Annotated in this window: 32 protein-coding genes and 1 tRNA gene; 31 read left to right on the top strand and 2 right to left on the bottom strand. The window is 59.8% G+C overall.

Annotated features, from left to right (window positions below):
• Positions 1-41: 41 nt before the first annotated feature.
• From sppA to ACLM45_RS13010, 14 genes are all read left to right on the top strand, one after another.
• Positions 42-854, top strand: coding sequence for a signal peptide peptidase SppA (gene sppA, locus ACLM45_RS13075; protein ID WP_415409695.1), 813 nt, complete (start codon positions 42-44; stop codon positions 852-854).
• Entirely contained in the window at positions 851-1,231 is a 381-nt protein-coding gene (gene aroH / locus ACLM45_RS13070; protein ID WP_006043477.1) for a chorismate mutase, read from the top strand. The genes sppA and aroH overlap by 4 nt, the downstream gene beginning before the upstream one ends.
• Before the next feature lie 99 nt (positions 1,232-1,330).
• Positions 1,331-1,921: a DUF2808 domain-containing protein gene (locus ACLM45_RS13065; protein ID WP_415409694.1), complete on the top strand. Its 591-nt coding sequence runs from the start codon at positions 1,331-1,333 to the stop codon at positions 1,919-1,921.
• 54 nt (positions 1,922-1,975) lie between these two features.
• The gene (rpmH, locus tag ACLM45_RS13060) at positions 1,976-2,113 is read left to right on the top strand and encodes a 50S ribosomal protein L34 (protein WP_006043475.1); all 138 of its coding nucleotides are present in this window, start codon (positions 1,976-1,978) and stop codon (positions 2,111-2,113) included.
• A gap of 24 nt (positions 2,114-2,137) precedes the next feature.
• Positions 2,138-2,533: a ribonuclease P protein component gene (locus tag ACLM45_RS13055; protein ID WP_415409692.1), complete on the top strand. Its 396-nt coding sequence runs from the start codon at positions 2,138-2,140 to the stop codon at positions 2,531-2,533.
• The gene (locus ACLM45_RS13050; RefSeq protein WP_415409690.1) at positions 2,530-2,961 is read left to right on the top strand and encodes a PH domain-containing protein; all 432 of its coding nucleotides are present in this window, start codon (positions 2,530-2,532) and stop codon (positions 2,959-2,961) included. The genes ACLM45_RS13055 and ACLM45_RS13050 overlap by 4 nt, the downstream gene beginning before the upstream one ends.
• A gap of 75 nt (positions 2,962-3,036) precedes the next feature.
• On the top strand, positions 3,037-4,185 hold the full coding sequence (gene yidC / locus ACLM45_RS13045) for a membrane protein insertase YidC (RefSeq protein ID WP_415409688.1): 1,149 nt from the start codon (positions 3,037-3,039) through the stop codon (positions 4,183-4,185).
• Positions 4,182-4,736, top strand: a complete 555-nt coding sequence (locus ACLM45_RS13040) for a YceD family protein (protein WP_415409687.1) — start codon at positions 4,182-4,184, stop codon at positions 4,734-4,736. Before yidC ends, ACLM45_RS13040 begins: the two co-directional genes overlap by 4 nt.
• Complete coding sequence (locus ACLM45_RS13035) at positions 4,729-6,228, top strand: AAA family ATPase (RefSeq protein ID WP_415409685.1); 1,500 nt, start codon at positions 4,729-4,731, stop codon at positions 6,226-6,228. The genes ACLM45_RS13040 and ACLM45_RS13035 overlap by 8 nt, the downstream gene beginning before the upstream one ends.
• A gap of 72 nt (positions 6,229-6,300) precedes the next feature.
• Positions 6,301-6,462 carry a hypothetical protein gene (locus ACLM45_RS13030; protein ID WP_415409684.1) on the top strand — a complete coding sequence of 54 codons (162 nt, stop codon included), beginning with the start codon at positions 6,301-6,303 and terminating at the stop codon, positions 6,460-6,462.
• Positions 6,463-6,521: 59 nt separating this feature from the next.
• Positions 6,522-7,799, top strand: coding sequence for a serine--tRNA ligase (serS, locus tag ACLM45_RS13025; protein WP_006043468.1), 1,278 nt, complete (start codon positions 6,522-6,524; stop codon positions 7,797-7,799).
• A 19-nt stretch (positions 7,800-7,818) separates the two neighbouring features.
• Positions 7,819-8,904, top strand: a complete 1,086-nt coding sequence (gene rseP / locus ACLM45_RS13020) for an RIP metalloprotease RseP (protein WP_415409682.1) — start codon at positions 7,819-7,821, stop codon at positions 8,902-8,904.
• A gap of 43 nt (positions 8,905-8,947) precedes the next feature.
• On the top strand, positions 8,948-9,250 hold the full coding sequence (gene rpsN / locus ACLM45_RS13015; RefSeq protein WP_415409681.1) for a 30S ribosomal protein S14: 303 nt from the start codon (positions 8,948-8,950) through the stop codon (positions 9,248-9,250).
• Between the two features lie 166 nt (positions 9,251-9,416).
• Positions 9,417-11,582, top strand: a complete 2,166-nt coding sequence (locus ACLM45_RS13010; RefSeq protein ID WP_415409680.1) for a polyribonucleotide nucleotidyltransferase — start codon at positions 9,417-9,419, stop codon at positions 11,580-11,582.
• Between the two features lie 12 nt (positions 11,583-11,594).
• Here ACLM45_RS13010 and ACLM45_RS13005 read toward each other — a convergent pair whose 3' ends face one another.
• Positions 11,595-12,506 carry a 3'(2'),5'-bisphosphate nucleotidase CysQ family protein gene (locus ACLM45_RS13005; protein ID WP_415409679.1) on the bottom strand — a complete coding sequence of 304 codons (912 nt, stop codon included), beginning with the start codon at positions 12,504-12,506 and terminating at the stop codon, positions 11,595-11,597.
• Positions 12,507-12,530: 24 nt separating this feature from the next.
• Between ACLM45_RS13005 and rsmI the strand changes: the two genes are divergently transcribed.
• Both rsmI and ACLM45_RS12995 read left to right on the top strand, forming a co-directional pair.
• Positions 12,531-13,397, top strand: coding sequence for a 16S rRNA (cytidine(1402)-2'-O)-methyltransferase (gene rsmI / locus ACLM45_RS13000; protein WP_415411434.1), 867 nt, complete (start codon positions 12,531-12,533; stop codon positions 13,395-13,397).
• Between the two features lie 25 nt (positions 13,398-13,422).
• Complete coding sequence (locus ACLM45_RS12995) at positions 13,423-13,650, top strand: hypothetical protein (protein WP_415409677.1); 228 nt, start codon at positions 13,423-13,425, stop codon at positions 13,648-13,650.
• A gap of 1 nt (position 13,651) precedes the next feature.
• Here the strand turns inward: ACLM45_RS12995 and ACLM45_RS12990 are convergent, their stop codons facing one another.
• Positions 13,652-14,392 carry a helix-turn-helix domain-containing protein gene (locus ACLM45_RS12990; RefSeq protein ID WP_415409676.1) on the bottom strand — a complete coding sequence of 247 codons (741 nt, stop codon included), beginning with the start codon at positions 14,390-14,392 and terminating at the stop codon, positions 13,652-13,654.
• 68 nt (positions 14,393-14,460) lie between these two features.
• On the opposite strand from ACLM45_RS12990, the gene ACLM45_RS12985 reads away from it, so the two are divergent.
• From ACLM45_RS12985 to ACLM45_RS12915, 15 genes are all read left to right on the top strand, one after another.
• Positions 14,461-14,534 (top strand) — tRNA-Arg (locus tag ACLM45_RS12985).
• A gap of 126 nt (positions 14,535-14,660) precedes the next feature.
• Positions 14,661-15,926 carry a hypothetical protein gene (locus ACLM45_RS12980; protein WP_415409675.1) on the top strand — a complete coding sequence of 422 codons (1,266 nt, stop codon included), beginning with the start codon at positions 14,661-14,663 and terminating at the stop codon, positions 15,924-15,926.
• On the top strand, positions 15,913-16,092 hold the full coding sequence (locus ACLM45_RS12975; protein WP_415409674.1) for a hypothetical protein: 180 nt from the start codon (positions 15,913-15,915) through the stop codon (positions 16,090-16,092). The genes ACLM45_RS12980 and ACLM45_RS12975 overlap by 14 nt, the downstream gene beginning before the upstream one ends.
• A 121-nt stretch (positions 16,093-16,213) precedes the next feature.
• Complete coding sequence (locus tag ACLM45_RS12970) at positions 16,214-16,591, top strand: hypothetical protein (protein WP_415409672.1); 378 nt, start codon at positions 16,214-16,216, stop codon at positions 16,589-16,591.
• A 15-nt stretch (positions 16,592-16,606) separates the two neighbouring features.
• Positions 16,607-16,870: a hypothetical protein gene (locus ACLM45_RS12965; protein ID WP_415409670.1), complete on the top strand. Its 264-nt coding sequence runs from the start codon at positions 16,607-16,609 to the stop codon at positions 16,868-16,870.
• Entirely contained in the window at positions 16,867-17,190 is a 324-nt protein-coding gene (locus ACLM45_RS12960) for a hypothetical protein (RefSeq protein WP_415409669.1), read from the top strand. The genes ACLM45_RS12965 and ACLM45_RS12960 overlap by 4 nt, the downstream gene beginning before the upstream one ends.
• The gene (locus ACLM45_RS12955; RefSeq protein ID WP_415409667.1) at positions 17,187-17,495 is read left to right on the top strand and encodes a hypothetical protein; all 309 of its coding nucleotides are present in this window, start codon (positions 17,187-17,189) and stop codon (positions 17,493-17,495) included. The genes ACLM45_RS12960 and ACLM45_RS12955 overlap by 4 nt, the downstream gene beginning before the upstream one ends.
• A complete protein-coding gene (locus ACLM45_RS12950; protein WP_415409666.1) occupies positions 17,495-17,707 on the top strand; it encodes a hypothetical protein in 213 nt (70 codons plus the stop codon). Before ACLM45_RS12955 ends, ACLM45_RS12950 begins: the two co-directional genes overlap by 1 nt.
• Positions 17,704-17,949, top strand: coding sequence for a hypothetical protein (locus tag ACLM45_RS12945; protein WP_415409665.1), 246 nt, complete (start codon positions 17,704-17,706; stop codon positions 17,947-17,949). The genes ACLM45_RS12950 and ACLM45_RS12945 overlap by 4 nt, the downstream gene beginning before the upstream one ends.
• Entirely contained in the window at positions 17,946-18,215 is a 270-nt protein-coding gene (locus tag ACLM45_RS12940) for a hypothetical protein (RefSeq protein ID WP_415409664.1), read from the top strand. The genes ACLM45_RS12945 and ACLM45_RS12940 overlap by 4 nt, the downstream gene beginning before the upstream one ends.
• Positions 18,205-18,465 (top strand): hypothetical protein, encoded by a 261-nt coding sequence (locus ACLM45_RS12935; RefSeq protein ID WP_415409663.1) that lies wholly within the window; start codon positions 18,205-18,207, stop codon positions 18,463-18,465. Before ACLM45_RS12940 ends, ACLM45_RS12935 begins: the two co-directional genes overlap by 11 nt.
• Positions 18,458-18,619 carry a hypothetical protein gene (locus ACLM45_RS12930; protein ID WP_415409662.1) on the top strand — a complete coding sequence of 54 codons (162 nt, stop codon included), beginning with the start codon at positions 18,458-18,460 and terminating at the stop codon, positions 18,617-18,619. Before ACLM45_RS12935 ends, ACLM45_RS12930 begins: the two co-directional genes overlap by 8 nt.
• Before the next feature lie 195 nt (positions 18,620-18,814).
• Positions 18,815-18,955 (top strand): hypothetical protein, encoded by a 141-nt coding sequence (locus tag ACLM45_RS12925; protein WP_415409660.1) that lies wholly within the window; start codon positions 18,815-18,817, stop codon positions 18,953-18,955.
• A gap of 87 nt (positions 18,956-19,042) precedes the next feature.
• Positions 19,043-19,288, top strand: coding sequence for a hypothetical protein (locus ACLM45_RS12920; RefSeq protein WP_415409659.1), 246 nt, complete (start codon positions 19,043-19,045; stop codon positions 19,286-19,288).
• Positions 19,288-22,032 carry a hypothetical protein gene (locus ACLM45_RS12915; protein ID WP_415409658.1) on the top strand — a complete coding sequence of 915 codons (2,745 nt, stop codon included), beginning with the start codon at positions 19,288-19,290 and terminating at the stop codon, positions 22,030-22,032. Before ACLM45_RS12920 ends, ACLM45_RS12915 begins: the two co-directional genes overlap by 1 nt.
• The last annotated feature ends 124 nt before the right edge of the window (positions 22,033-22,156 follow it).

Raw genomic sequence — 22,156 nt, 5'->3', positions numbered from 1 at the left:
ACAGGGTCCTTTTTAAGATCCGGCCAGTTGAACGGAGAGTCATGGTGTGGCCGTGGCGCCGGAAATCCAGACGTCGCATGGCGAGAATCGCCATCGAAGGAGCTATCAGCGGGTCCACCCGCCGGCGAGTTCTCAAGGCGCTTCGCGAAGTGCAGGAGCGTGAATTTCCAGCCTTGCTGCTGCGCATCGACAGCCCTGGAGGCACCGTCGGTGACAGTCAGGAGATTCATGCCGCCTTGCTGAGACTGCGTGAAAAAGGCTGCCGAGTGGTCGCCAGTTTCGGCAACATATCTGCCTCTGGCGGGGTGTACATCGGCGTCGCAGCCGAAACGATCGTTGCCAATCCCGGCACCATTACCGGATCGATCGGCGTGATCCTTCGCGGCAACAATCTCTCGGAGCTTCTCGACAAGATTGGGATCCGCTTCGAAACCGTAAAAAGCGGGACCTACAAAGACATCCTCTCTCCGGATCGAGCCCTCAGTCCTGAGGAGCGGCAGCTTCTACAGGATCTGATCGACAGCAGCTACAGCCAATTCGTCGATGCCGTCGCTGAAGGACGCGGACTCGAGCCCGATGCCGTCCGAGCCTTTGCCGACGGCCGGGTGTTCAGCGGTGCCCAGGCCAAGGACCTTGGCTTGGTGGATGAACTCGGCGATGAAGAACAGGCCAGGGTTCTGGCGGCCCGACTGGCGGATCTGGATGAGGAGCGCTGCAGACCCGTGACTCTCGGGAAGCCCCGCAAGAGCCTGCTCCAGGGGCTACCAGGCTCCTCATTGCTCAGCGCGATGCACCAACGGCTCAACACAGAACTGGAACTGAGCGGTCAACTCCTGTGGATGCACCGGCCATGACCCTCCCCCTGCAGCTGCGTGGCCTGCGTGGAGCCACGACCAGCTCTGACAACACCGCAGCCTCCATCAGGGACGCCGTATCGGAACTGGTCGATGCCCTGATGGAGCAGAACCAGCTGCAACCGAATCAACTCGTGTCTGTGACCTTCTCCGTGACGACCGATCTCGATGCCTGTTTTCCTGCTGCAACAGCTCGGCACCGAGAAGGATGGGGAGATGTGGCCTTGCTGGATGTGCAGCAGATGGCTGTTCATGGAGACCTCGCCCGCTGCATCCGGCTTCTGGCCCACGCATGGCTACCCGGAGACAGGCCCGTGCATCACCCCTATCTGCGGGGCGCTTCACGCCTCCGGCCAGATAGATCCGGTCACAGCTGACACCTGATAGGCCGACCCTCGAAGAACCAACAGACCGATAATTCTCAGGACAATTCACATACGTCCAATGGCCACATTGCTTTAAGCATTCCGAGTTTCATGACCCAAAACGCCTTTCGACCCACACGCCGCCGTGCCGGTCTGACCGCTGCACTGGTTGCAGGATCCATCGGCACGGCAGCACTACTGCCTACAACAGCGCCCCAGGCCGTGCGGGCTCAGAACACTCCGGCACTGCTGGAATTCCGTTGGGATGGAGGGAAGGATTACAGGAAGCTTTATTACGTGCAGAGCAGTACGGCACAACGCGAGCGAGCCGAATACTTCTTCATGCTGAGGCCAAAGGACCGCAAAACCGCCATCCTCAAGTTGAGCATTTCGGTTCCGAGCTATTTCAACGCCCGGATCAAGCCCAAGAATCTCTCCCTCTGCAAGATGAAATTGGGGGGTGTTCTCTCCCGCAGCCGTTGCGAGGAGGTTCTGCCGGCCGTTTTCGAAGTCAATGAGAAGCAGACCGCGATCGAAGTGTTTCCTGATACCCCGATCCCCACAGGAGGCACCTACGCGGTAGTGATGAAAATCTTCAATCCCAACTCACAGGGCATGTATCAGTTCAATGCGCTGGCCCAGGCACCTGGCGATGTTCCAGTATCCGGCTATCTCGGAAGCTGGGTGATCGATATTGATTGAGCCTGCCCTGATAAACTCTCCTCTTGAGAAAAAGCCGGACGCCGGAACAGATTCATGACCAAGCGAACCCTCGGTGGTACCAGCCGCAAGCGCAAGCGTGTCTCAGGATTCCGAGTGCGCATGCGTTCGCACACCGGTCGGCGGGTGATTCGCACCCGCCGCAAGCGGGGTCGCAGTCGTCTGTCTGTTTGATCCGGTTCCAGCACATCCCCAGCGATGGTTCTGCCCGCTTCCATGCGTTTACGCGGCCATCGCTGTTTTGATCACTTGCACAGGCGTGGCAAGCGTTTTCACGGCACCTTGATGGTGCTTCGCAAGGCGTCATTCAATCCAAAGCTGCTGCGTCGCGACACAATTGGAACTTCTGAATTGGGACAGCCCAAGAGCTGCCGGATTGCCGTCGTGATCAGTGGCAAGGTTCACAAGCGCGCGGTGGTGCGCAATCGTCTCAGGCGGCTGCTGCATGACCACCTCAGGACTCGCTTCGAGGCACGCCCCGAGCATGGTCAGTGCTGGCTGCTGATCAGTCTTCGACCCGGTGCTGACGCAGGTGAGGCCAACTTGCTGGAAGAATGCGACAGATTGCTTGAACAGGCGGGGCTCCAGCCATGACCAAATCCGTACAGGAAGACACCTTTTACGAAGGAGGTCCCGCCAAGGGAGACCTGATCGTCAACCTTCTGCTTGGCTTCACACTCATCGGACTTCCCTTCACGATCGGTGCTGTAGTGAGAGCCCTCTGGCTCCGCTTCAACATCACCAGTCGTCGCGTCTCCGTCAGCGGGGGCTGGATGGGACGTGACCGCAGTCAGGTGGTGTACAGCCAGATTCGTGAAGTGCGATGCGTGCCCAGGGGATTCGGAGCCTGGGGAGACATGGTGCTGGTGCTCAACGACGGATCCAGGCTCGAGATGCGGTCGCTGCCCCGATTCCGTGAGGTGGAGACATTCATCCTGGAACGGATCACAGTCCGTCCCGATGCAGGCCAGGCCACAGCTGCAGGTCTCAACGACTCCACCAGCAAGGGGTTCGCTGCCTGAAGCCCGGCAGCACCGCAAAAGCGGCGACGCTGTTGCACACTGGCATCACCTTTCACCACACCGCGGAACGCCATCGTGATCGGGTACATCTCCGACAATCTGCTGCTGCCGATCCTGGATTTCTTCTATGGACTGGTACCGAGTTACGGACTGGCCATCGTGGCGCTGACGGTTGTCATCCGGCTGGCTCTGTTCCCGCTCAGTGCAGGATCCATTCGCAGCGCCCGACGGATGCGCATCGCCCAGCCGGTGATGCAAAAACGCCAGGCGGAGATCAAAGCTCGTTTTGCTAGCAACCCACAGAAGCAGCAGGAAGAGTTGGGAAAACTGATGAAGGAATTCGGCAGCCCTTTGGCCGGATGTCTGCCACTGCTTGTGCAGATGCCCATTCTCTTCGCCCTGTTCGCCACGCTGCGGGGTTCACCGTTCGCTGATGTCCCTTACACCATCAACCTCAAAGTGCTGCCTACCGAGCAGATCGCAGCGGTAGAGCCAAAACCCTTCAACAGCGCCAGTCATTCGATCTTCGTCACCGAAACCGATCACGTCCCGGTGATCGCAAGTCTTCCTGGCGGCACAAAAATCGGAACAGGAGAGAGCGTTCAGATTCAGCTTCAAACCAAGAACGGTGAAGCCTTCAGGAAGGTTCTCAGCGATGTCGAAAACGGCCAATCGTTCCTACCCAATTGGTCAGTGACCAAAGGGGAGAGCATCGTGTCCGTCTCCGATGACGGAACCATCTCGGCCTTGACTCCAGGGGATGCCACGGTTGAAGGCAAAATTCCAGGCCTCGCAGCGCGCAGCGGCTTCCTGTTCATCAAAGCCCTGGGTCAGATCGGCTTCTACACCGAGGGAGCCATCAACTGGGACATCGCCATCCTCGTGGGAGCCTTTGGCTTGAGCCTGTTTATTTCTCAGCTGCTGTCCGGCATGGGAATGCCAGCCAACCCACAGCAAGCCACAGCCAACAAGATCACGCCCGTGATGATCACTGGCATGTTTCTGTTCTTCCCTCTACCAGCCGGCGTTTTGCTTTACATGGTGATCGCCAATATTTTTCAGGCCCTTCAGACCTTCCTGCTCACCCGAGAGACACTTCCCGACAATCTGCAAGCGATTTTGGATGACCAGATGAAGCAGGCTCAGACCCCGGCCACAGCAACAGCTGGTGGCGGATCCCAAGCCGGCCGCCTGCCGTTCGAACCCAAGGGCGGGAACAAATGATTCCCGGCCTGGAGCCGGTGGCCTTGAAAGAGCTTCTCGCCCTGGGTCAGCCCAGGGAGTGGGATGTCGATGGCATCCACGATGAACTCTCAAGCCTCACTCCAATTCGGGGACGCGTGTGCGCAGAACACCGCGGCAACGTTCTTGAGGTGGAGGGGTCTCTCCAAACCATCATCTGTGTGTGCTGTGATCGCTGCCTGGGAAACTTCAACCAGCAACTCACGGTTAACACTCGCGAATTGATCTGGCTTGGCGCTGAGCCATCGGAGGCGACCATCGGCGATGCCGATCACAACTCTGATAGCGCTGAGGGACTGATGGAAAGCCTGGACCCTAGGGGATGTTTCGAACCCGAACGCTGGGTGTTCGAACAACTAAGCCTGCAGATGTCAGTGGTCAATCGCTGTGGCGATCACTGCCCTGGACCACCGGTGCAGCCCAGCGCAGCAGCACTGCCAAGCGCAACGACATCTTTCAAGGATCCTCGCTGGCAGGCTTTGCGGGATCTTCAGGCTTCCATGGAGTCAACCCCGGACCGACAGCATGACTGAATCATGGAGCCGGCAGCTGGATCTCCTGATCCGATCAGGAACGCCACTGATCTGGATCCGAAGCCATGAGGAGGAGAGGGTTGAAGCCCTCCTGACCCAAGCCAGTCAACGCCTGGGCGACCGCTTGCTGGCGCGATGGGATTTCGTGAGTGGTCTCAGCGGTGCCCTGGGGCAGGAACGGTTGGGAGCGCGGCAGCCGATGGCCGTTCTGCAGTGGTTGAAAGAACGTTCGAGCAACGATCCCACCCTGCTCCTGCTCAAGGATGTGCATCGGTTTTGCGATGACCCAGGTATCGCTCGGATGCTGCGCAATCTGGCCGGTGAGTTGAGGTCCACCCCACACACCCTGATCCTGAGCTGCGGCCAGTGGACGCCCCCTGCCGACCTCGACGAAGCCCTCACGCTTCTGGATCTGCCCCTCCCTCGCGAGGAGGAATTACGGATCCTTCTGAGCAACATCGCCAGAGCCAGTGGATCCGCCCTCGAGGAGGAGGTGCTGGAAGAACTCACCCATGCCTGCTGCGGGCTGAGTGAAGCCAGAGTGAGACATGTGGCCGCAAAGGCCCTGGCGCAGCGCGGCCGCCTCAGCCTCGACGATCTGGCCGATGTGCTCGAAGAGAAACGCCTGTCACTGGCACGCAGCGAAGTGCTGGAGTTCTGTCGCACCGATGCCACCCCCGCGGATATTGGCGGACTGGAGACACTGAAGCACTGGCTTGATCAGCGCCATCGCGCCTTCAGCGACGAGGCCCGCCGTTTCGGCCTGCCCTTGCCGCGCGGCGTGCTGCTGGTCGGTCCCCAGGGAACCGGGAAATCACTCACCGCCCGAGCCATTGCCCACAGCTGGTCGATGCCTCTGCTGCGATTGGATGTAGGCCGCCTGTTCTCCGGGCTAGTAGGAGCCAGCGAGGCGCGAACGCGCGACATGATCCTGCGCGCTGAGGCCATGGCGCCCTGCGTGCTGTGGATAGACGAAATCGACAAGGGCTTCGGCCAGGTCGGCGGCAGCGATGGCGGAACCAGTCAGAGGGTTCTGGCCACGGTGCTCACCTGGATGGCGGAGAAGCGCTCCGCCGTATTTGTCGTGGCCACGGCCAACGGTGTGGAGCGACTGCCACCCGAACTGCTGCGCAAGGGGCGCTTTGACGAGATCTTTCTTCTGGACTTGCCATCCAAAGACGAGCGCTGTGGCATCCTCACCCTTCATCTCCAACGCAGACGCCCAAAACTCGATCTGCCGCTGTCCACCGTGGTGGACAGAACCGAGAGCTATTCCGGCGCCGAACTGGAGCAGGTGGTGATCGAAGCGATGCACCTCGCCTTCGCTGAACGCCGGGAACTGAATGAAAGCGACCTGATCAAGGCCGCATCCCAGTTGGTCCCTCTGGCGCGCACCGCCCGGGAACAACTGGAAGCCCTGAAGCAATGGGCCAGTGCAGGCCGAGCCAGACCCGCTTCATTGCGGCGCGTAACGAACCCTGACGCCCCGTAACGAATCCACCGCTGTCGCCAGGACGACTCGAAACGACCTCCTTAGGTTGCCAGCACTACAGACATTCTGGCCGTGAACCGATCCACTGAGCTCACCACCCAGCTTGCAGCCGCCTGTCTTGGCGCTGGAGTGATTACCACCGTTGCTGTGGTTCAAGGCCAGAATCCGATCACAGCCCTGGGCATCACCCTGTTTTCTGCAGTCGCAGCCGTGATGGTCGGCCAGGCTCTCTGAGTCGGCAGAAGCCCTTGGAGGCGGACGCTTAGGCTGCCGGCGCCGCCACTGAAATCCCTGTGCTCGATCAGCGTCTGGTGCGAGAGAACCCTGAGCTGATGGCCAGGGAGCTTGCTCGCCGCGGCTTGACGGTTGATCTAAACAGCCTTCAAGCCCTCGCCCAACAGCAGCGCGACCTCGAGGAGCAACGGAGCGGCCTGCAGGCGGAAGGCAACCGGGTGGGCAAAGAAGTTGGCCTCAAGATCAAGGCAGGGGCTGATCCGAAAGGCGATGAGGTGGCTGAACTCCGTCAGCAGGGCAATGCCATCAAACAGAGAGTGGCCGTTCTGGAAGATGAGGAACGCCAACTGGCCGCCGATCTGAAGAGCCAGCTGCTTACCTTCCCCAATCTCCCCTCACCCGACTGTCCAGACGGCCGGGATGAAAACGACAACATCGAGATCCGCGCCTGGGGTGACCCACGCAGGCAGGAAGGGCTTGAAGAGCATTGGGCGATCGCTGATCGCCTTGGGCTCCTCGACAGTGAGCGCTCGGTGCGCATCGCCCAGAGCCGCTTTGTGACCCTGTTTGGTCAGGGAGCACGCCTCGAGAGGGCCCTGATCAATTTCATGCTGGACCTCCACACCGGCAAGGGCTACCGCGAAGTGCTACCTCCGGTGCTCGTGAACAGCGCCAGTCTCACCGGTTCAGGACAGCTGCCCAAATTCGCCGAGGAAAGCTTCCGTTGCGCAGATGACGATCTCTGGCTCACCCCCACGGCGGAGGTGCCTCTGACCTCACTTCATCGTGATGAGATCATTCCGGCGGATCAACTGCCCCTGCGCTACGTGGCCTACAGCCCGTGTTTCCGGCGGGAAGCTGGCAGCTATGGCCGAGATACCCGGGGACTGATTCGACTGCATCAGTTCAACAAGGTTGAGCTCTACTGGTTTGTGCACCCCGACCATGCCCACGAGGCGCATGCGGCCATCACCGCGGATGCCGAAGCGGTTCTGCAAGCGCTCGAGCTGCCTTACCGCGTGCTGGAACTGTGCACTGGAGATCTGGGATTCTCCGCAGCGCGCACCTACGACCTTGAAGTGTGGCTGGCGGGAGCCGGCGCCTACCGAGAGATTTCCAGCTGCAGCGTCTGCGGTGATTTCCAGGCACGACGCTCGTCCATCCGCACCAAGGACGGCAAGGCCACCCGCCTCGTGCACACCCTCAATGGCAGTGGCCTGGCCATCGGCCGCACCATGGCCGCCCTGCTCGAAAACGGTCAACAGGCCGACGGCAGCGTTCTCTTGCCTCAGGCGCTCATTCCCTACTTCGGTTCTGATCGCCTCCAGCCAGAATGATCCGACTGCGTGAATCCTCATGAACGTTCTGGCCTCACTGCTCGCTCTGGGGCTGCTGATCGTGATTCATGAGGCGGGTCATTTTCTGGCGGCCCGTCTGCAAGGCATCCGCGTCAATGGCTTCTCAGTGGGCTTCGGCCCTGCGGTGCTGAAAACCGAGCTCAATGGCATCACCTACGCCCTGCGGCTACTGCCTCTTGGCGGCTTCGTGTCGTTTCCGGACGACGACGACAACGATCAATCCATTCCTTTGGACGATCCGGATTTGCTGCGCAACCGTCCGATCCCCCAGAGAGTTCTGGTGATCAGTGCCGGGGTGCTGGCGAATTTGCTGCTGGCCTGGCTGGTGCTGGTGGGGCATACAGCCGCTACCGGTGTTCCCGGTGATCCAGCCCCTGGCGTGGTGGTGATGACCGTGCAGGACGGAGCTCCAGCCGATCGGGCCGGGCTCAAGCCAGGGGATCGCATTCTCTCCATCGATTCCCAACCACTCGGCAGCGGCGATCCAGCGGTACGGGCCGCAGTCGACCCCATCCGCCGCAGCCCCGGACAAACGCTTGAGCTGGAGGTCCAGCACGCTGAGGCGGTTCAGATGCTCCGCCTCACGCCCGATGATCAGAACGGCACCGGTCGGATCGGAGCCCAGCTTCAGGTGGCGATGGTCGGAGCCACCCGCCCTGTGCGTTCTCCCTTGGAGGCGCTCAGCGCGGGCAGCAGCCAGTTTGCGGGTCTGTTCAGCCGGACGGTGGCCGGGTACGCCGGTCTCCTCACCGATTTCGGCAGCACGGCCCAACAGGTATCCGGCCCTGTGAAGATTGTGGAGATGGGGGCTCAGCTCTCCAGCCAGGGAGGATCCGGACTGGCTCTATTCCTCGCCCTGATCTCGATCAATCTGGGAGTGCTGAACGCCTTGCCACTTCCCTTGCTCGATGGCGGACAGCTTGTGTTCCTCTTGATTGAAGGTGTGCGCGGACGGCCGCTGCCGGAGCGATTCCAACTGGCTGTGATGCAGTCCAGCCTGCTGCTGGTGCTGGGGCTGAGCGTTCTGCTGATCGTGCGTGACACCAGCCAGCTTTCTGTGGTGCGTCAATTGATGGGCCAGTGAGGCGTTAAAGTCACAGATTGAACTGCTCTTTTCCGACCGCTGCATGGCCAAAAAGTCGATGATCGCTCGCGATGCGAAGCGCAAAAAGATGGTTGAGCGCTTCGCCGCTAAGCGGTCGGCCCTGATGGCCGCCTTCGATGCAGCGAAGGATCCCATGGAGCGCCTGGAAATCCATCGGAAGATCCAGGCCCTGCCACGGAACTGTGCGCCCTCCCGGATGAGGAATCGTTGCTGGGCCACCGGCAAACCCCGTGGTGTGTACCGCGATTTCGGGCTCTGCCGCAACCAGCTTCGTGAGCGCGCCCACAAAGGGGAGCTCCCTGGGGTGGTGAAATCCAGCTGGTGATCTCCCCAGGGGGCAACGCCACACTTCAAGAATCCCGGAGGTGAGAAATCACCTCTTTTTTTTGACTATCAGCAGAAAAGCTAAAAGTGATCGTCCAACCGGATGATTTGACGGCTTGATCCTGCTGAATGTCAGAATCAGTCTTGACAGAAAGACATAAGCACAAGTGCAAGGTCAGACACAGTCAATCTCCTTCGACGGTCGGGAGATTCGACTGACAACGGGGCGGTATGCCCCTCAAGCCGGCGGATCCGTGATGATCGAGTGTGGAGACACCTCGGTGTTGGTCACCGCCACCCGATCTTCAGGACGAGAAGGCATCGACTTCCTTCCCCTGATCTGTGATTACGAGGAAAGGCTGTATGCCGCCGGTCGCATCCCCGGCAGCTTCATGCGCCGTGAAGGTCGGCCACCGGAGCGGGCCACGCTGATCAGCCGACTGATCGATCGGCCGATGCGGCCCCTGTTCCCCAGTTGGTTGCGGGACGATCTGCAGATCGTGGCGACCTGCATGTCCCTCGATGAGCGCGTTCCTGCCGACGTGTTGTCGGTGACAGGAGCATCCATGGCCACCCTGCTGGCCGGAATTCCGTTCTACGGGCCGATGGCCGCCGTGCGCGTTGGCCTACTGGGCGACGACTTTGTGCTGAATCCGAGTTACCGCGAAATCGAACGGGGGGATCTGGACCTGGTGGTTGCCGGCACGCCCGAGGGCATCGTGATGGTGGAGGCGGGTGCCAATCAGCTCCCTGAGCAGGACGTGATCGAAGCAATCGACTTCGGTTATGAAGCCGTTTGCGAACTGATCAAGGCCCAGGAATCAATCCTCAAAGATGCCGGGATTGAGCAGGTGAAACCCGAAGCACCTGATGCAGACACCACGTTGCCGCTGTTCCTCGAAAAAGCTTGCAGCAAGTCCATCGGTGAGGTGCTGGGCCAATTCGCACAGAGCAAAGCAGACCGCGACAGCAAACTGGATGCCATCCGCAGCAACACGGCGGAAGCCATTGAAGGACTGAAGGACACCGACCCTGTTCGCCAGTTGGTCTCATCCAACAGCAAGGCGCTGCCCACCAGCTTCAAGGCTCTCACCAAGAAACTGATGCGCCAACAGATCGTCAAGGACGGCAAGCGCGTGGATGGCCGCACCCTCGACGAAGTGCGCCCAATCAGTGCTGCGGCTGGTGTGCTTCCCAAGCGTGTGCATGGATCCGGCCTGTTCCAGCGCGGCCTGACCCAAGTTCTCTCCACAGCCACCCTGGGCACCCCCAGCGATGCCCAGGAGATGGATGATCTGAACCCCAATACTGAAAAGACCTATCTCCACCACTACAACTTCCCTCCTTACTCCGTCGGCGAGACCAAGCCGATGCGCTCACCAGGACGTCGGGAGATCGGCCATGGAGCGCTGGCTGAGCGGGCCATCATCCCTGTCCTTCCTGCCAAGGACACCTTCCCCTATGTGGTGCGGGTGGTGAGCGAGGTGCTCAGTTCCAACGGCTCCACCTCCATGGGCTCCGTCTGTGGCAGCACCTTGGCCCTCATGGATGCGGGCGTTCCTCTGAAGGCGCCTGTCAGTGGGGCAGCCATGGGCCTGATCAAGGAAGGCGATGAAGTGCGCATCCTCACTGACATTCAAGGCATCGAGGATTTCCTCGGCGATATGGACTTCAAGGTGGCTGGCACCGACAAGGGCATCACGGCTCTGCAGATGGATATGAAGATCACCGGCTTGGCGATGAACACCATTGCCGAAGCCATCAACAAGGCGAGACCCGCACGCCTGCACATCCTCGAAAAAATGATGGAGGCGATTGACACGCCTCGCGACGGACTCTCACCTCATGCTCCAAGGCTGCTGAGCTTCCGGATCGACCCAGAGCTGATCGGCACTGTGATCGGCCCCGGAGGCCGCACCATCAAGGGCATCACCGAGCGCACGAACACCAAGATCGATATCGAAGACAGCGGCATCGTGACCATCGCCTCCCATGACGGAGCTGCGGCTGACGAAGCCCAGAAGATCATCGAAGGACTCACCCGCAAGGTGAATGAGGGAGAAGTGTTCAGCGGAGCGATCACACGGATCATTCCGATCGGCGCCTTTGTGGAAATCCTTCCCGGCAAGGAAGGGATGATTCACATCTCCCAGCTTTCCGAGGCCCGAGTGGAGAAGGTGGAGGATGTGGTGAAAGTGGGCGACGAGGTCACCGTGCGCGTGCGCGAGATCGACAACCGCGGTCGCATCAATCTCACCCTGCGTGGTGTTCCCCAGAATGGAGAGGGCACTGAACCCGCGCCAGTTCCGACGCCAGTGGCACCGCTCTCCTGAGGGAGCTCAGGGTCACAGAGAAAAACCTGGATCAATCTCAGCCATCGCCCGTGCCGCCTGTTCTTCAAGGGTGGTATGGGCTTTTCCATGGCTGGCAATCAGGCAACCGGCCTGACGCACATCACCCGTGTTGTAAGCAAGAGGCTGGCCATCGGCGTGCGTGAAGGCCCCACCAGCAGCTAGCAGCACCGCTTCCGGAGCCGCCATGTCCCAGTCTTTCGGAGCACTCTTTCCAGAGAGAGAGATGTACACATCAGCCTCCCCGCGCAGGATGGTGGCAACTTTGCAGCCCACGCTGCCGACGGCCATGGAGCCTCCGAGGGGCAACGCCGCGATTAAGCGTTCGAGGCGATCATCCCGATGGCTGCGGCTCGCCACCAGCACCAGGTCAGATGTGCGCTCACTGAAGCGCACGGGGCTGCGCTCAGCTGCACGGTTCTCGCACCAGCTGCCCTGGCCTACAACTCCGAACCAGAGCTCGTCGGCCTCTGGCAGCAGCACCACCCCCAACGCGGGGCGCTCCCCCTGCACCAGCGCCAGATGAACGGCGTATTCGCCGGTGCCTTGCAGAAAATCCTTGGTTCCATCAAGGGGATCGAGGATCCAGAGCCACTCGGCGGCCAGGGGCTTGCCCTCGGTCAGCTGTTCCTTCGCGGTCTCCTCGCTGAGCAGAGTCCAGCCGGCATCCGGGAATGCAGAACGTAACCCATCCAGCAGCCATTGATTCACTGCCAGATCAGCTGCAGACACCGGCCCTTCCCCGCCATCGTCCACACTCAACGCCCGAGCAAAGCCATGGGGGGGCTGCTTACCACGGGCATAGGCCCTGAGGATGTCAGCAGCACCCCAGCAGAGCGGCCGTAGCGCTTCAAGAAGCTGCTCCTGATTAATACCGGCTGGAAGGCTTGGGACGGTCGGCATCATGGAGAGGGTTGGGTGGGAACCATTGTGAAGCAGCGCGCCGAACCGGACGCAGGAGTGCTCTACGTCGTCGGCACCCCGATCGGAAACCTCGGGGACCTCTCCCCGCGCGCCCGGGCTCTGCTGATCGCGGTGGACACCATCGCCTGTGAAGACACCCGCCACAGCGGCCAGCTGCTCACCAGCCTGGGATCCCTGGCCAGGCGTTGCAGCTTTCATCAGCACAACACCCATACCCGCATCCCCCAGCTCCTGGAGGAACTGGGGGATGGCCGCAGCGTTGCCGTGATCAGCGATGCCGGCCTGCCGGGCATCAGTGACCCAGGGGAAGAACTGGTGAAGGCGGCTCGACAAGCCGGGCATGCCGTGATCTGCATCCCTGGCCCCTGTGCTGTCACCACCGCCCTGGTAAGCAGTGGCCTCCCCAGCGGTCGCTTCTGCTTCGAGGGATTCCTTCCCGCCAGGGGCAAGGAGCGCAGCGAGCGCCTTGTGGCCATCGCTGCGGAAGAGCGCACCACGGTGCTGTACGAGGCTCCCCATCGCCTGCTCAAACTGCTGAAGGAGCTTGCTGATCACTGCGGCGGCGGCAGGCCGCTGCAGGTGGGACGGGAGCTCACCAAACGGCATGAAGAACAGGTTGGAGCCACTGTGCAAGCGGCCCTAGCTCATTTCGAACGGCACGCCCCCCAAGGAGAGTTCACGTTGGTGCTCGGAGGCGCAAGTGCACCTGAGACGAGAGTGCTCAGTGACGAGCGCTGTTTCGACGAGCTGCGCCGGTTGATCGCCCAAGGCCTCAAGCCCAGCGAAGCTGCCAGGGAGCTAGCGCAAACCAGCGGACGCAGCCGCAGGGATCTTTATGCGCTGCTGCATGAGGCAGAAAACCAGGCAAACTGACAAAGCATTGATGGTTGTCGGCGCCATGCTGATGCGCCTGCGTCTGTTGCTGATCACCATGGGTGGAGGTGTGGCCCTCCTGGTGGTGCTCTGCCTTGGTGCCCAGAATCTTAGCGATCGGTACCGGCTGAATCTCGGCCTTGGAACCAGCGCACCACTCCCTGCGGGTTTCGTGGTGGGAGTCAGCGCTGTGCTGGGGTTGATCGGTGGTGGCAGCCTCACGGCCCTGCTGATGCCGGAATCGCGGCGCTGATTCAGGCGTCGAGGGCGTAAAGCGAACCTTCAACAAGCAGCCGGGTGATGCCGCGGGCCACGAGGTAGCGGGTGGTGATAGCGAAGACCTGGGTATCGGGCACCTTGATCACACGCTGGCTGCGGCCGCATTGGCGTTTCGCCGTGCGCGGGCTTGTGAACAGGCAAAGCGCCTGGTGATCCAGCTCATCAGGACCCGCCACTCCCAACTCAGGAAACTCACTGAGCGGCCGGGGATCCAGCTCAACGGTCTTGTCCACCAGCATGTACACACTGTCTGGAAGCACTCCTGCCTCGAACGGGAGGCAGTGCAACTGCTTGGTATTCACCTGGGGGAGATCGAGCGGAAGTACAGCCACTTCGTGGAACTCCTCACCACCAGCAAACGCCCCCGAAGGCTCCTCCTCAGAGAAATCGTCAGGTTCATCCGCGCCGAAATCATCAGCGTCATCCAGAGCCAACGCAGACGCGCTGTCATCAACGGGCTCATCGGTGGCCTGCGCTGCAACGGCATCCGACTCCACCAGCTCGGAGGACACCGGCTCGGGCTTCACCGCTGAACCGCGAGCCCTGGAGGCCTTGAGGTCGCTGTATTCCTTAGCCGAGAGCAGAGAACGCACCGTACGGCTCACCGTATTGGCACTGCAGCCAAAGGCGTCAGCGAGAGCTGCGCTGCTCTCGCCTTGGCGATAGCGGATCAGAAGCTCCTGCTTCTGACTGTCGGTGAGCCGGCCAGGAGCCATTACCTACTCTGCACAGCCATCAACATTAGGCGGCATGGTCGGGATCGGCTGTCAGAATGATCCCGCGAGCTCCCTTAGCTCAGCTGGATAGAGCAACTGCCTTCTAAGCAGTCGGTCGATGGTTCGAATCCATCAGGGGGCGTTCAGTTACCGCAAGGCTTCTCAGCCAAAGTTCACCCGCCACTAGGCGGGTTTTTTATTTGCGGGACCACTACGGGACCACTTTCTGTGGCAACATGCAGGAAATGGTCCCGCTAAGCAGTAAGTCATGGCTCTCGATTTCCGCCCTGTTCTCAAGGAATCCATCAAGACCGCTGGCGTCCCCCGCGGGTGGTCTGTCAGTGAGCACCGAGGCAAGGTGAAGCTGCGCGTTCGTGCTGGTGCTGGTGGCGCCGCCGCGTCATGGACCAAGACGCTGCCCATCCAATGGGAAGTGGGCTGCATCGGGCCCGTTACCGAAACCCTGTCGGCCCTCTACGAAGCAACCAAGGGTGATCAACCCAAGTCGTTGGCAGACGCATGGGCTGAGCTTCACCCCGAGGAGGACGACAGCGAACCTGCCCCAGGCATCCCTTCCTTAATGGGGGGCATCAACTGGAAGGCCATCGCCGCGGCCCACTACCGGGACCGCCAACAGAACGGCAAACAGGTCAGTGACAAGACCATGGCGCTGGAGCGCACCTACTGCGATAAGGCGGTGGAGCTGCTCACCAGCAGCAAGGCACCGGCGACCCCGTACAAGCTGATCGACGCTGCCATCACCACCGGTGGCTGGACGGACAAGCCCCGCGCCAGACAGCAATGCGTTGGGGCGATCACCAGGCTGCTCACCTACGGCGTCACCCATGAAGGGCTCAGCGGTGACTGGATCATTCCGCAGCACCAGAAAGTGATGCTGGCGGGCAACGGCAAGCCGAAGGAAGAGCGGGAGATCGCGATCCTCAGCGACGTTCAAATCCTGGAGCTGTTGGATTCCGCCCCCTCGGCGGAATGGCGCAACCTGCTGCTGGTGATGGCCGTTTATGGGCTCCGCCCTGAGGAGCTGATGCACCTCACCCCCAAGGTGAATCCCACCACCGGCAAGCTCCAGCTCTGGTGCAGCTACCGCAAGGCAGCAGGTGGACGGACCACCAAGACCGAAACCAAGCCGCGCTGGCTGCAGGCCATCCCGCTGCGGACGCCTGAGGGTGAGGACTACCCCGCCGGAGACCTGGCAGCACAGATCAATGCAGGGCTGATGCCGTTCCCACCGCTGAAGGAACGCGGCGCTGCAGTGGCGCAGTACCTGGGGCGCTTGCGGCTGTGGAAGGAAATGGCCGCGGCATTCGATGAGCAGGGCAAGTGGTTGCGGCCCTATTCATTCCGGAACACCTATTCAGTGCGCGGCCACCTGCGGGGGATCCCCGGTGCATCGATGGCGCTGGCCATGGGCCACAGCGACAAGACCCATTCAGCCCACTATGTGACTGCTTCTGAGGAGAGCACCGCAGAACTGTTTGAGCGACTGCTGGGGGCGACTGATGCAACCAACTGATGCCGAACTGGCGGTGATGTTCCGCTGGACGCTCCACACCCGATGGGGCGTTGGTGGGTTCATGGGATCCGAAGGTGATCCTGATTTCACCTGCCGATGCGACAGCTGCACGACCTCTCGCCGCAAGCGCTGGGCAAAGGAGAGCGACACCATTGATGGTGCTTGAGGTACGGAAGACCGCCCTAGGTAGTGGCAAGGGCGGTCAAGGGCGGTTACTGTGTCATCAACGTCAAGGCTCGCAGGCAGCACCTGCCCCGGACGCGCGAACACCATTCGTCGAGATTCGATTGGCTCCGCAGCTGATCTCTCCTCCTAAACAGTCAGCACCTCCCGAGGTGTGGCAAGGTCCTGCGACCCCGCCTGTTGACGGCTTAGAACCGATCTTTGGTCGGCTCCCTAAAGACGCCAATAAGCAGTGGTTGCTGGATAGGGCATGGGACTGGCGCAATCAACGCGTCACCCCTGAGCTGGAGAGCAGCAGTGTTCGCATCCTTCGGGAGTCAGAGCTGCAAGCCATGGCCAAGACGGCCCCTTGGGTTGCTGCCATCGCTCGCCAGCAGGCTGAAGAGGCTCGTGCCTCCATCAGGCGAACCAAAAGCACCCGCACCATCGCGCGGGTGATGCAGCTGATTGTTGATCAATACGGATGGCCTGAGCAGGACTGAGTCCTGCAATGACCAATGCCTTTTTCCGCATCAACGCGGGAGGTGATGCAGACCCTTGGTGTCCTGGATGCCAAGACGCTTCACCGTCGCCGCGAGGATTACAGAGACAAGAGCGTTCACCCCGATTCCCAGTTCTTCAAGCTGGGCGTTCACTACCTGCGCAAATCACCAACCAGCAAACAGCTGGTGTGGGATCAGGAGGCCACCGTCCGCGCATGGGTTGAAGCCACCAAGGTTCAAGCCCAGCCCGTTGCTGCTGAGCAGGGAGGCGCGGCATGAGCCACCTCTTGGGTCCCGAGGGTCCAAACCTCACTCCTGATGATGTTGCGAAGCAGGAAAAGATCTGCCTCGAATACATCCGCTCTCAACCGCTGCATGACGGTGGCGGGGCAACTGCTGCAGAAACACAGCAGGGGCTCGGCTGGAACGACAGAAGCAGCGTCAACGCCCGATTCCCTGCATTGCGAAAAAAGGGCCTGATCGAGTCCCGGATCAACCCTGAAACGGGCAAGCCGTTCACAAGACACACCCCCAGCGGCAGACGCAAGGCGGTTGTCTATTGGCCCGCAGGTTCACAGAACCCGGAGGCAAAGGCATGACCTTCATCAACCCCACCATCTGTGAACTCGCCATCGCCTTATCGGTGGCCAGCATCAGCCTGCAGGTTGTTGCAGCACTGGCGCGATCACGGTCGGCACCGGTCGACGAACCAGCAGAACCACCCGTAGGGGTGGAGAGCTTCAAACCCCTATCTAGTGATCAACGTCGGGCCAGCCTGCGGATGACCCACAAGGAACTGCGGCAAATGGCGCAGGATCTGCAGGTCGGCTCAGGGCACTTCAGGAGTCGTGCCAAAAAAATTGAGCTGGTGCAGGCCATCCGCGCTCATCAGGAGGCCGCCTGATGGGATACAAGCTCCGCAGATTGCTGGGCTCTGGAACTCAGGACACTGCTGCAGTGCTCAGCACTGCGCAGACCTGGGAACTGGTGCGTGCCGCGTATTTCCAGCGCCTGAATCGCCCTGTCCTTGCAGCTGAGTGCTGGGACCTCGCATCGAATTACGAGTTCGAGCTGCAGACACACCTTGACCGCATCAATAAAGGAGAAACGCCATGACTACCCAACCGACCACCAGTGGTCCGTCGTCAGATATGGACCCCCATCACGCTGAGCTGATCGAGGCAACGCGCGAGCTGTTGTCTATCAGCCGCCGCATCGCTCCAGACACAACGACTCATGGCGTGCATCACAAGCCCAACGTCGTTCGCGTTCTGGAGTGCCTGACCAATGGCGAGGTCCATCCCGGTTATGGGTGCCAGCTCGTCAATGAAGTGCTGGAGCAGGAGGGCATCAAATGAGCCCTGATCTGAAGCAACACCTCGTCGAATTGATGTGGGCCAACGCCATGGACCTACAACTGCAACTGATGGTGAGACCAGGGGTCTCAAAAGCAGACCACCTGAACGACATCAAGAGCGTTCACGACCGCTGCCACATGCACTGTCGGGCCATCCAAGAGCTTGGGTGCCACAACGACAGGCAACACGGCGCGATGTACGACCGCATCGACTATGTCGCCACGATGGCGGGGAAGTTGTTGCAGGAGGCAAGTCATGACGACTAAAGCCCCCGACACCGCCAATCAGGACAACCTCCTGTTTCATCGCTTCAGCGCGTTCGTCGAACATAACGACGACGCTCTGACCTCCGTCAGTGAACTGGCCGCGGCGCACTTCCACCTCTATGCCCAGCTGCGTGCTGAACGGTTCACATCAGACGAGGCTCATCTCTGTCTGATCCACCTCTGCAATACCTATGCAGACAACTGGCGCGATGGCCTGATCCCTGGGATGGGAGGCAAGCCCGATGGCTGATCTCTACGACCTCAAAAAGAAGCTCGATGACATTGATCGCCGTCTAACAAAACATCGAGGTCCCGCAACACCACAACAAACAGAACTGCTGCGATTGCGCAGGGAATGTTTGCTGGCGATGCGTGATGCCGAACGGGCATTTTGGGGCGATTGATTGATAAGCCCTGGCTAATCAGCTGGGGCAATTCCTATCAGCAAAACCCAATCACAAAAAATTCTGACACCCCTCTGCCGCCCTCAGACGGGATCTCAATTAAGGCGGGCAATTTGCCCCCTCTAGCCTGAACTAGTCACACCAAATGCCTTTGCACAAATGACAGCCACTCTCACAAATTCCGACGGAAGAGCAGTGGAGCAGTTTTCCATTCGTGTTCCTGTCGGTACTGCAAAACGCCTTGAGCAGTACAAGCAGCGCCACGGATATTCCTCAAGAAATCAAGTCATCAACGAACTCATTGCTTGCGGGTTCGTTCACCTCGACAAGGTCTGATTTCTCATTCCACGGGGATTCAGCCAACGCCCTGGAAAGTAGCGGCTGGATCCCTGCCCCTCCGATCAACCCCACCAAGGGAAAACCGTGAAGCACTCCAATCCTAGGGGCTACCCCAGGCATGACGCCAAAGCGTCATCGCATCGTAATCGCCCCCACCTTCAGCAATTAGCTGATGCCCTTTGCCAAGAGGCAGTCACCGGCGACATCTCCGCTAGGCATCACGACCTCTCTCATCAGGTGATCGACCTGCTGATTGAACGCAACCCCTCTTGCCCACGTTGGGCATCACGGGCCGTTGATCAGCTCCTCCATGTCGCAGAGGTCATCTGATGGCGCTCAATCCAGAGCATCAGAAAAAGGTGCTTTCGCGTGGTTTCACGGAAGACCAGCTGGCTTTCCTCACCGGTGGCAGTTCACCCATCCTTCAGTCGCTTTCAGCCGAAGAAATTCAGGCCGATTGGTTAGACACCTTCCCCACCATGGATGGCAATGAAGGCGGTGCATTACTGCTGCGGTTCAACGATGGAACCGTCAGCCTGAAACCAGACAAGCCCGACTGGGACGAGAAAAAGCAGCGGTTCTCCAAGTACCTCTACGGCAAGCGCAAACCAGGCCAGCCCAAAGGCACCAACACCCAACCTTGGATTCCTTCAAAAGATCCCACCATCGCCACGGAAGGGCTCTTCGATGCACTGGTATCCACTGCATTGATGGAGACGCCATGCGCTGCTGCAACGGCCCCATCACACGTTCGTTATTCCAATTTCCCCGAGTCAGTTCAGACCTACGTCTCTGATGCAGACGTGCCCTATCACCACTACACCGGTCTGCTGCCGGTAGTCATCGGCCAATGCAAAGAGAAGGGCCTCAAGCTGGCTCACCTCCCGCGCAACCCTCACGCTGATTACGCCTACGCCGCTGATCAGATCCCCGATGACTGCAAATGGGGGATGGAGGAATGGTGCAAGGAATGGAAGGAACAGGGCCTTGATCCAAAGCAAGAACTGCAGAAGGTCATCCGCAGCGCCAAGCCGCCGTTTGAATATCTGCGCGGCATCTTTCTTGATTACGGCAAAGCCGGTATTCGATACCCCATCAACACCGCGGTGCTCACCACCGGTGCAAGGGCCATTGCTGATGCGACTGATCGCCCAGATCAGCGCACCATGCTCATTGACCTGCTTCAGGACATCACCAAGGCCCCAAAGAGTTGGATCAAAAAGCAGGTGGAGCGGCGTGAAAACGCCCGATTTCAAGAACAGGCAGAGGAACACCCCACCGCCACGGCCGATCCGTCCGACCTGCCCCAAGGCCCCATCGAAGAGGTCCCCCTAGATCCCTATTGCAACGCCGACAATCGCCCCATCGACGTTCACCTCTCCAATCAACTGCTGAGTGGTGATGTGGCCTATGGCTCCAGTGCAGGGAGCCTTTACAGCTACGACGAAACCGTTGGGTTCTGGTCACGCATCCCGCAGGACGAAGCGCTGCGCATGGTGCAATCCGAAATTGAGCAGACCTACGTCGAAGACACTCAGGGCCGCCGCTTCTACCCCTACGGCTCCTACGCCCAAGTGGTGTCCTGCACCAATTCATTCACCACCAAGGCCAACAACCCCCGTCTAGGTGATCCCCACCCCTGCATCGCCTTCACCGATCAGACCTTTAACTGCCGCACTGGGGACCCATCGCCACACAGCGCCGATAACGGCATCACCTACGGCGTTCAGGCTCCACTGCTCATCAGTGAAAACTGCCCCGAAGAATTCAACAGCGCCATCGCCACCTGCTTTGGCCTCGAAGCTCTGCCCGTTATTCGTGCCTGGATTAGGGCAATCATTGACCCAACCATCCCTTACGGGAAGTTCCTGCTGATCATTGGCAACACCGGCACCGGTAAAGGGCTGCTGCTCGAATTCCTCGACAAGCTCCTCCCCAGTCAGTGCCGCTCAGAACTGCTGGAACCAGGTGACATCTCCGGTCCAGACAAGGTCTATCAATTCATCCTCGGTAAGCGATACGTCTCCTTTGAAGACCTGCCGCATCGCCTCAAACAGATGCAGCTCTTCTACAAGTTGGTGGAAAACGCTGAGGTATCAGCACGGAAGCTCAATGCCTCCAACACCGACACCATCACCCCTAATTGCCGCTTCTCGGCTGCGGCAACCAAAATGCCGACCCTCTCTGATGGCAATGACGGTTTAGTGCGACGGGCCGTGGTGCTCAAGACCAAACCACGCCTCGGAACACCAGACCGCAACCTCAAGGCCGCAATCGTTGGCGATGCCCCCGCGCACATCCAACTCCGCGCAGAGGTCATGGGCTGGGCGCTCTCCATGGAGCGCCAAGACGTCATCGACACCCTTTACGGCGATGCCTGCAGTGATCTACTCGAAGCCAACCTCGATGAGCTAGAGGCCAATGCAGATGCTGTTGCTCACTTTGTTGATGAGTGCCTCGTCCCATCAACGGCAGAAGTGACCCCTGTTATGTGGTCGCACATGTTCGATTGCTTCCGCGCTTACTGCGACAAACAAGGGTTCAACGGCAAAGGCAGCCTGTTCCATTTCCAAGGACGAATTAGAGGCAAGCTTCCTCACCTTCACCGCCCCAGAAGAAAAGAACCCATGGCTGAAGCAAAGGCCGCAGGACGTGACAGAAACAGGCGCTTGACCCTGCCGTCATGTGACTGGGGATTCGAGTTAGCGGTCAACGCATTCACGGTCACACCGATGGGACACAGGGTGGTCCCCGCCAACTTCACCCACAACGGCCTCTTTGAACTGCGGGCACACAATCCAGCCTGCCCCCGTGATGAGTCTGCTGGCACAGGGTTAAGCCAAGAGAACACCCTGGGACAGGAAGAGGGCTCAGGGTCTCAGATCTCAGTCATTGCAGTGGGTGGCACTGTGTCTCAGGGTTCTTCTTCTATTGACAGAGAAGAGAATAAAAAAGACTCTCTACACGCAATAAATACGCACGCACATATAAACGTCACGCATATAAAAGGTGAGAGCACCCTGAACCCTGAGACACCCGGTCACACCCCTGAGGGGCCTGAATGGATGGTTTGATCTACGCCATAATTGATGCATGGCAATTGAGACACTTCTAGGACGAGCGACTGATGAGCAACTTAAAAAGTTGCCAGGTCGTGTTCGTAATCCAGACAGGGTTAAACAGCACCTCGATGCGTTT

This window comes from Synechococcus sp. A10-1-5-9, from assembly GCF_047716785.1.
Classification (GTDB): domain Bacteria; phylum Cyanobacteriota; class Cyanobacteriia; order PCC-6307; family Cyanobiaceae; genus Synechococcus_C.
This window is presented reverse-complemented; position numbering and strand designations above follow the sequence as displayed.

What these genes read in the sequence shown, in the direction of transcription:
- ACLM45_RS12940 (WP_415409664.1), top strand. Translation starts at nt 17,946, where the DNA reads ATGAGCCCTGATCTGAAGCAACACCTCGTCGAATTGATGTGGGCCAAC.
- ACLM45_RS13035 (WP_415409685.1), top strand. Translation starts at nt 4,729, where the DNA reads ATGACTGAATCATGGAGCCGGCAGCTGGATCTCCTGATCCGATCAGGA.
- ACLM45_RS13055 (WP_415409692.1), top strand. Translation starts at nt 2,138, where the DNA reads ATGGTTCTGCCCGCTTCCATGCGTTTACGCGGCCATCGCTGTTTTGAT.
- ACLM45_RS12995 (WP_415409677.1), top strand. Translation starts at nt 13,423, where the DNA reads ATGCTGATGCGCCTGCGTCTGTTGCTGATCACCATGGGTGGAGGTGTG.
- ACLM45_RS13065 (WP_415409694.1), top strand. Translation starts at nt 1,331, where the DNA reads ATGACCCAAAACGCCTTTCGACCCACACGCCGCCGTGCCGGTCTGACC.
- rpsN (WP_415409681.1), top strand. Translation starts at nt 8,948, where the DNA reads ATGGCCAAAAAGTCGATGATCGCTCGCGATGCGAAGCGCAAAAAGATG.
- ACLM45_RS12945 (WP_415409665.1), top strand. Translation starts at nt 17,704, where the DNA reads ATGACTACCCAACCGACCACCAGTGGTCCGTCGTCAGATATGGACCCC.
- rpmH (WP_006043475.1), top strand. Translation starts at nt 1,976, where the DNA reads ATGACCAAGCGAACCCTCGGTGGTACCAGCCGCAAGCGCAAGCGTGTC.
- ACLM45_RS12930 (WP_415409662.1), top strand. Translation starts at nt 18,458, where the DNA reads ATGGCTGATCTCTACGACCTCAAAAAGAAGCTCGATGACATTGATCGC.
- ACLM45_RS12990 (WP_415409676.1), bottom strand. Translation starts at nt 14,392, where the DNA reads ATGGCTCCTGGCCGGCTCACCGACAGTCAGAAGCAGGAGCTTCTGATC.
- aroH (WP_006043477.1), top strand. Translation starts at nt 851, where the DNA reads ATGACCCTCCCCCTGCAGCTGCGTGGCCTGCGTGGAGCCACGACCAGC.
- ACLM45_RS12965 (WP_415409670.1), top strand. Translation starts at nt 16,607, where the DNA reads ATGCCTTTTTCCGCATCAACGCGGGAGGTGATGCAGACCCTTGGTGTC.
- ACLM45_RS13040 (WP_415409687.1), top strand. Translation starts at nt 4,182, where the DNA reads ATGATTCCCGGCCTGGAGCCGGTGGCCTTGAAAGAGCTTCTCGCCCTG.
- ACLM45_RS12915 (WP_415409658.1), top strand. Translation starts at nt 19,288, where the DNA reads ATGGCGCTCAATCCAGAGCATCAGAAAAAGGTGCTTTCGCGTGGTTTC.
- ACLM45_RS12935 (WP_415409663.1), top strand. Translation starts at nt 18,205, where the DNA reads ATGACGACTAAAGCCCCCGACACCGCCAATCAGGACAACCTCCTGTTT.
- ACLM45_RS12960 (WP_415409669.1), top strand. Translation starts at nt 16,867, where the DNA reads ATGAGCCACCTCTTGGGTCCCGAGGGTCCAAACCTCACTCCTGATGAT.
- ACLM45_RS12980 (WP_415409675.1), top strand. Translation starts at nt 14,661, where the DNA reads ATGGCTCTCGATTTCCGCCCTGTTCTCAAGGAATCCATCAAGACCGCT.
- rseP (WP_415409682.1), top strand. Translation starts at nt 7,819, where the DNA reads ATGAACGTTCTGGCCTCACTGCTCGCTCTGGGGCTGCTGATCGTGATT.
- ACLM45_RS12975 (WP_415409674.1), top strand. Translation starts at nt 15,913, where the DNA reads ATGCAACCAACTGATGCCGAACTGGCGGTGATGTTCCGCTGGACGCTC.
- ACLM45_RS13050 (WP_415409690.1), top strand. Translation starts at nt 2,530, where the DNA reads ATGACCAAATCCGTACAGGAAGACACCTTTTACGAAGGAGGTCCCGCC.
- ACLM45_RS13005 (WP_415409679.1), bottom strand. Translation starts at nt 12,506, where the DNA reads ATGATGCCGACCGTCCCAAGCCTTCCAGCCGGTATTAATCAGGAGCAG.
- ACLM45_RS12955 (WP_415409667.1), top strand. Translation starts at nt 17,187, where the DNA reads ATGACCTTCATCAACCCCACCATCTGTGAACTCGCCATCGCCTTATCG.
- sppA (WP_415409695.1), top strand. Translation starts at nt 42, where the DNA reads ATGGTGTGGCCGTGGCGCCGGAAATCCAGACGTCGCATGGCGAGAATC.
- ACLM45_RS12950 (WP_415409666.1), top strand. Translation starts at nt 17,495, where the DNA reads ATGGGATACAAGCTCCGCAGATTGCTGGGCTCTGGAACTCAGGACACT.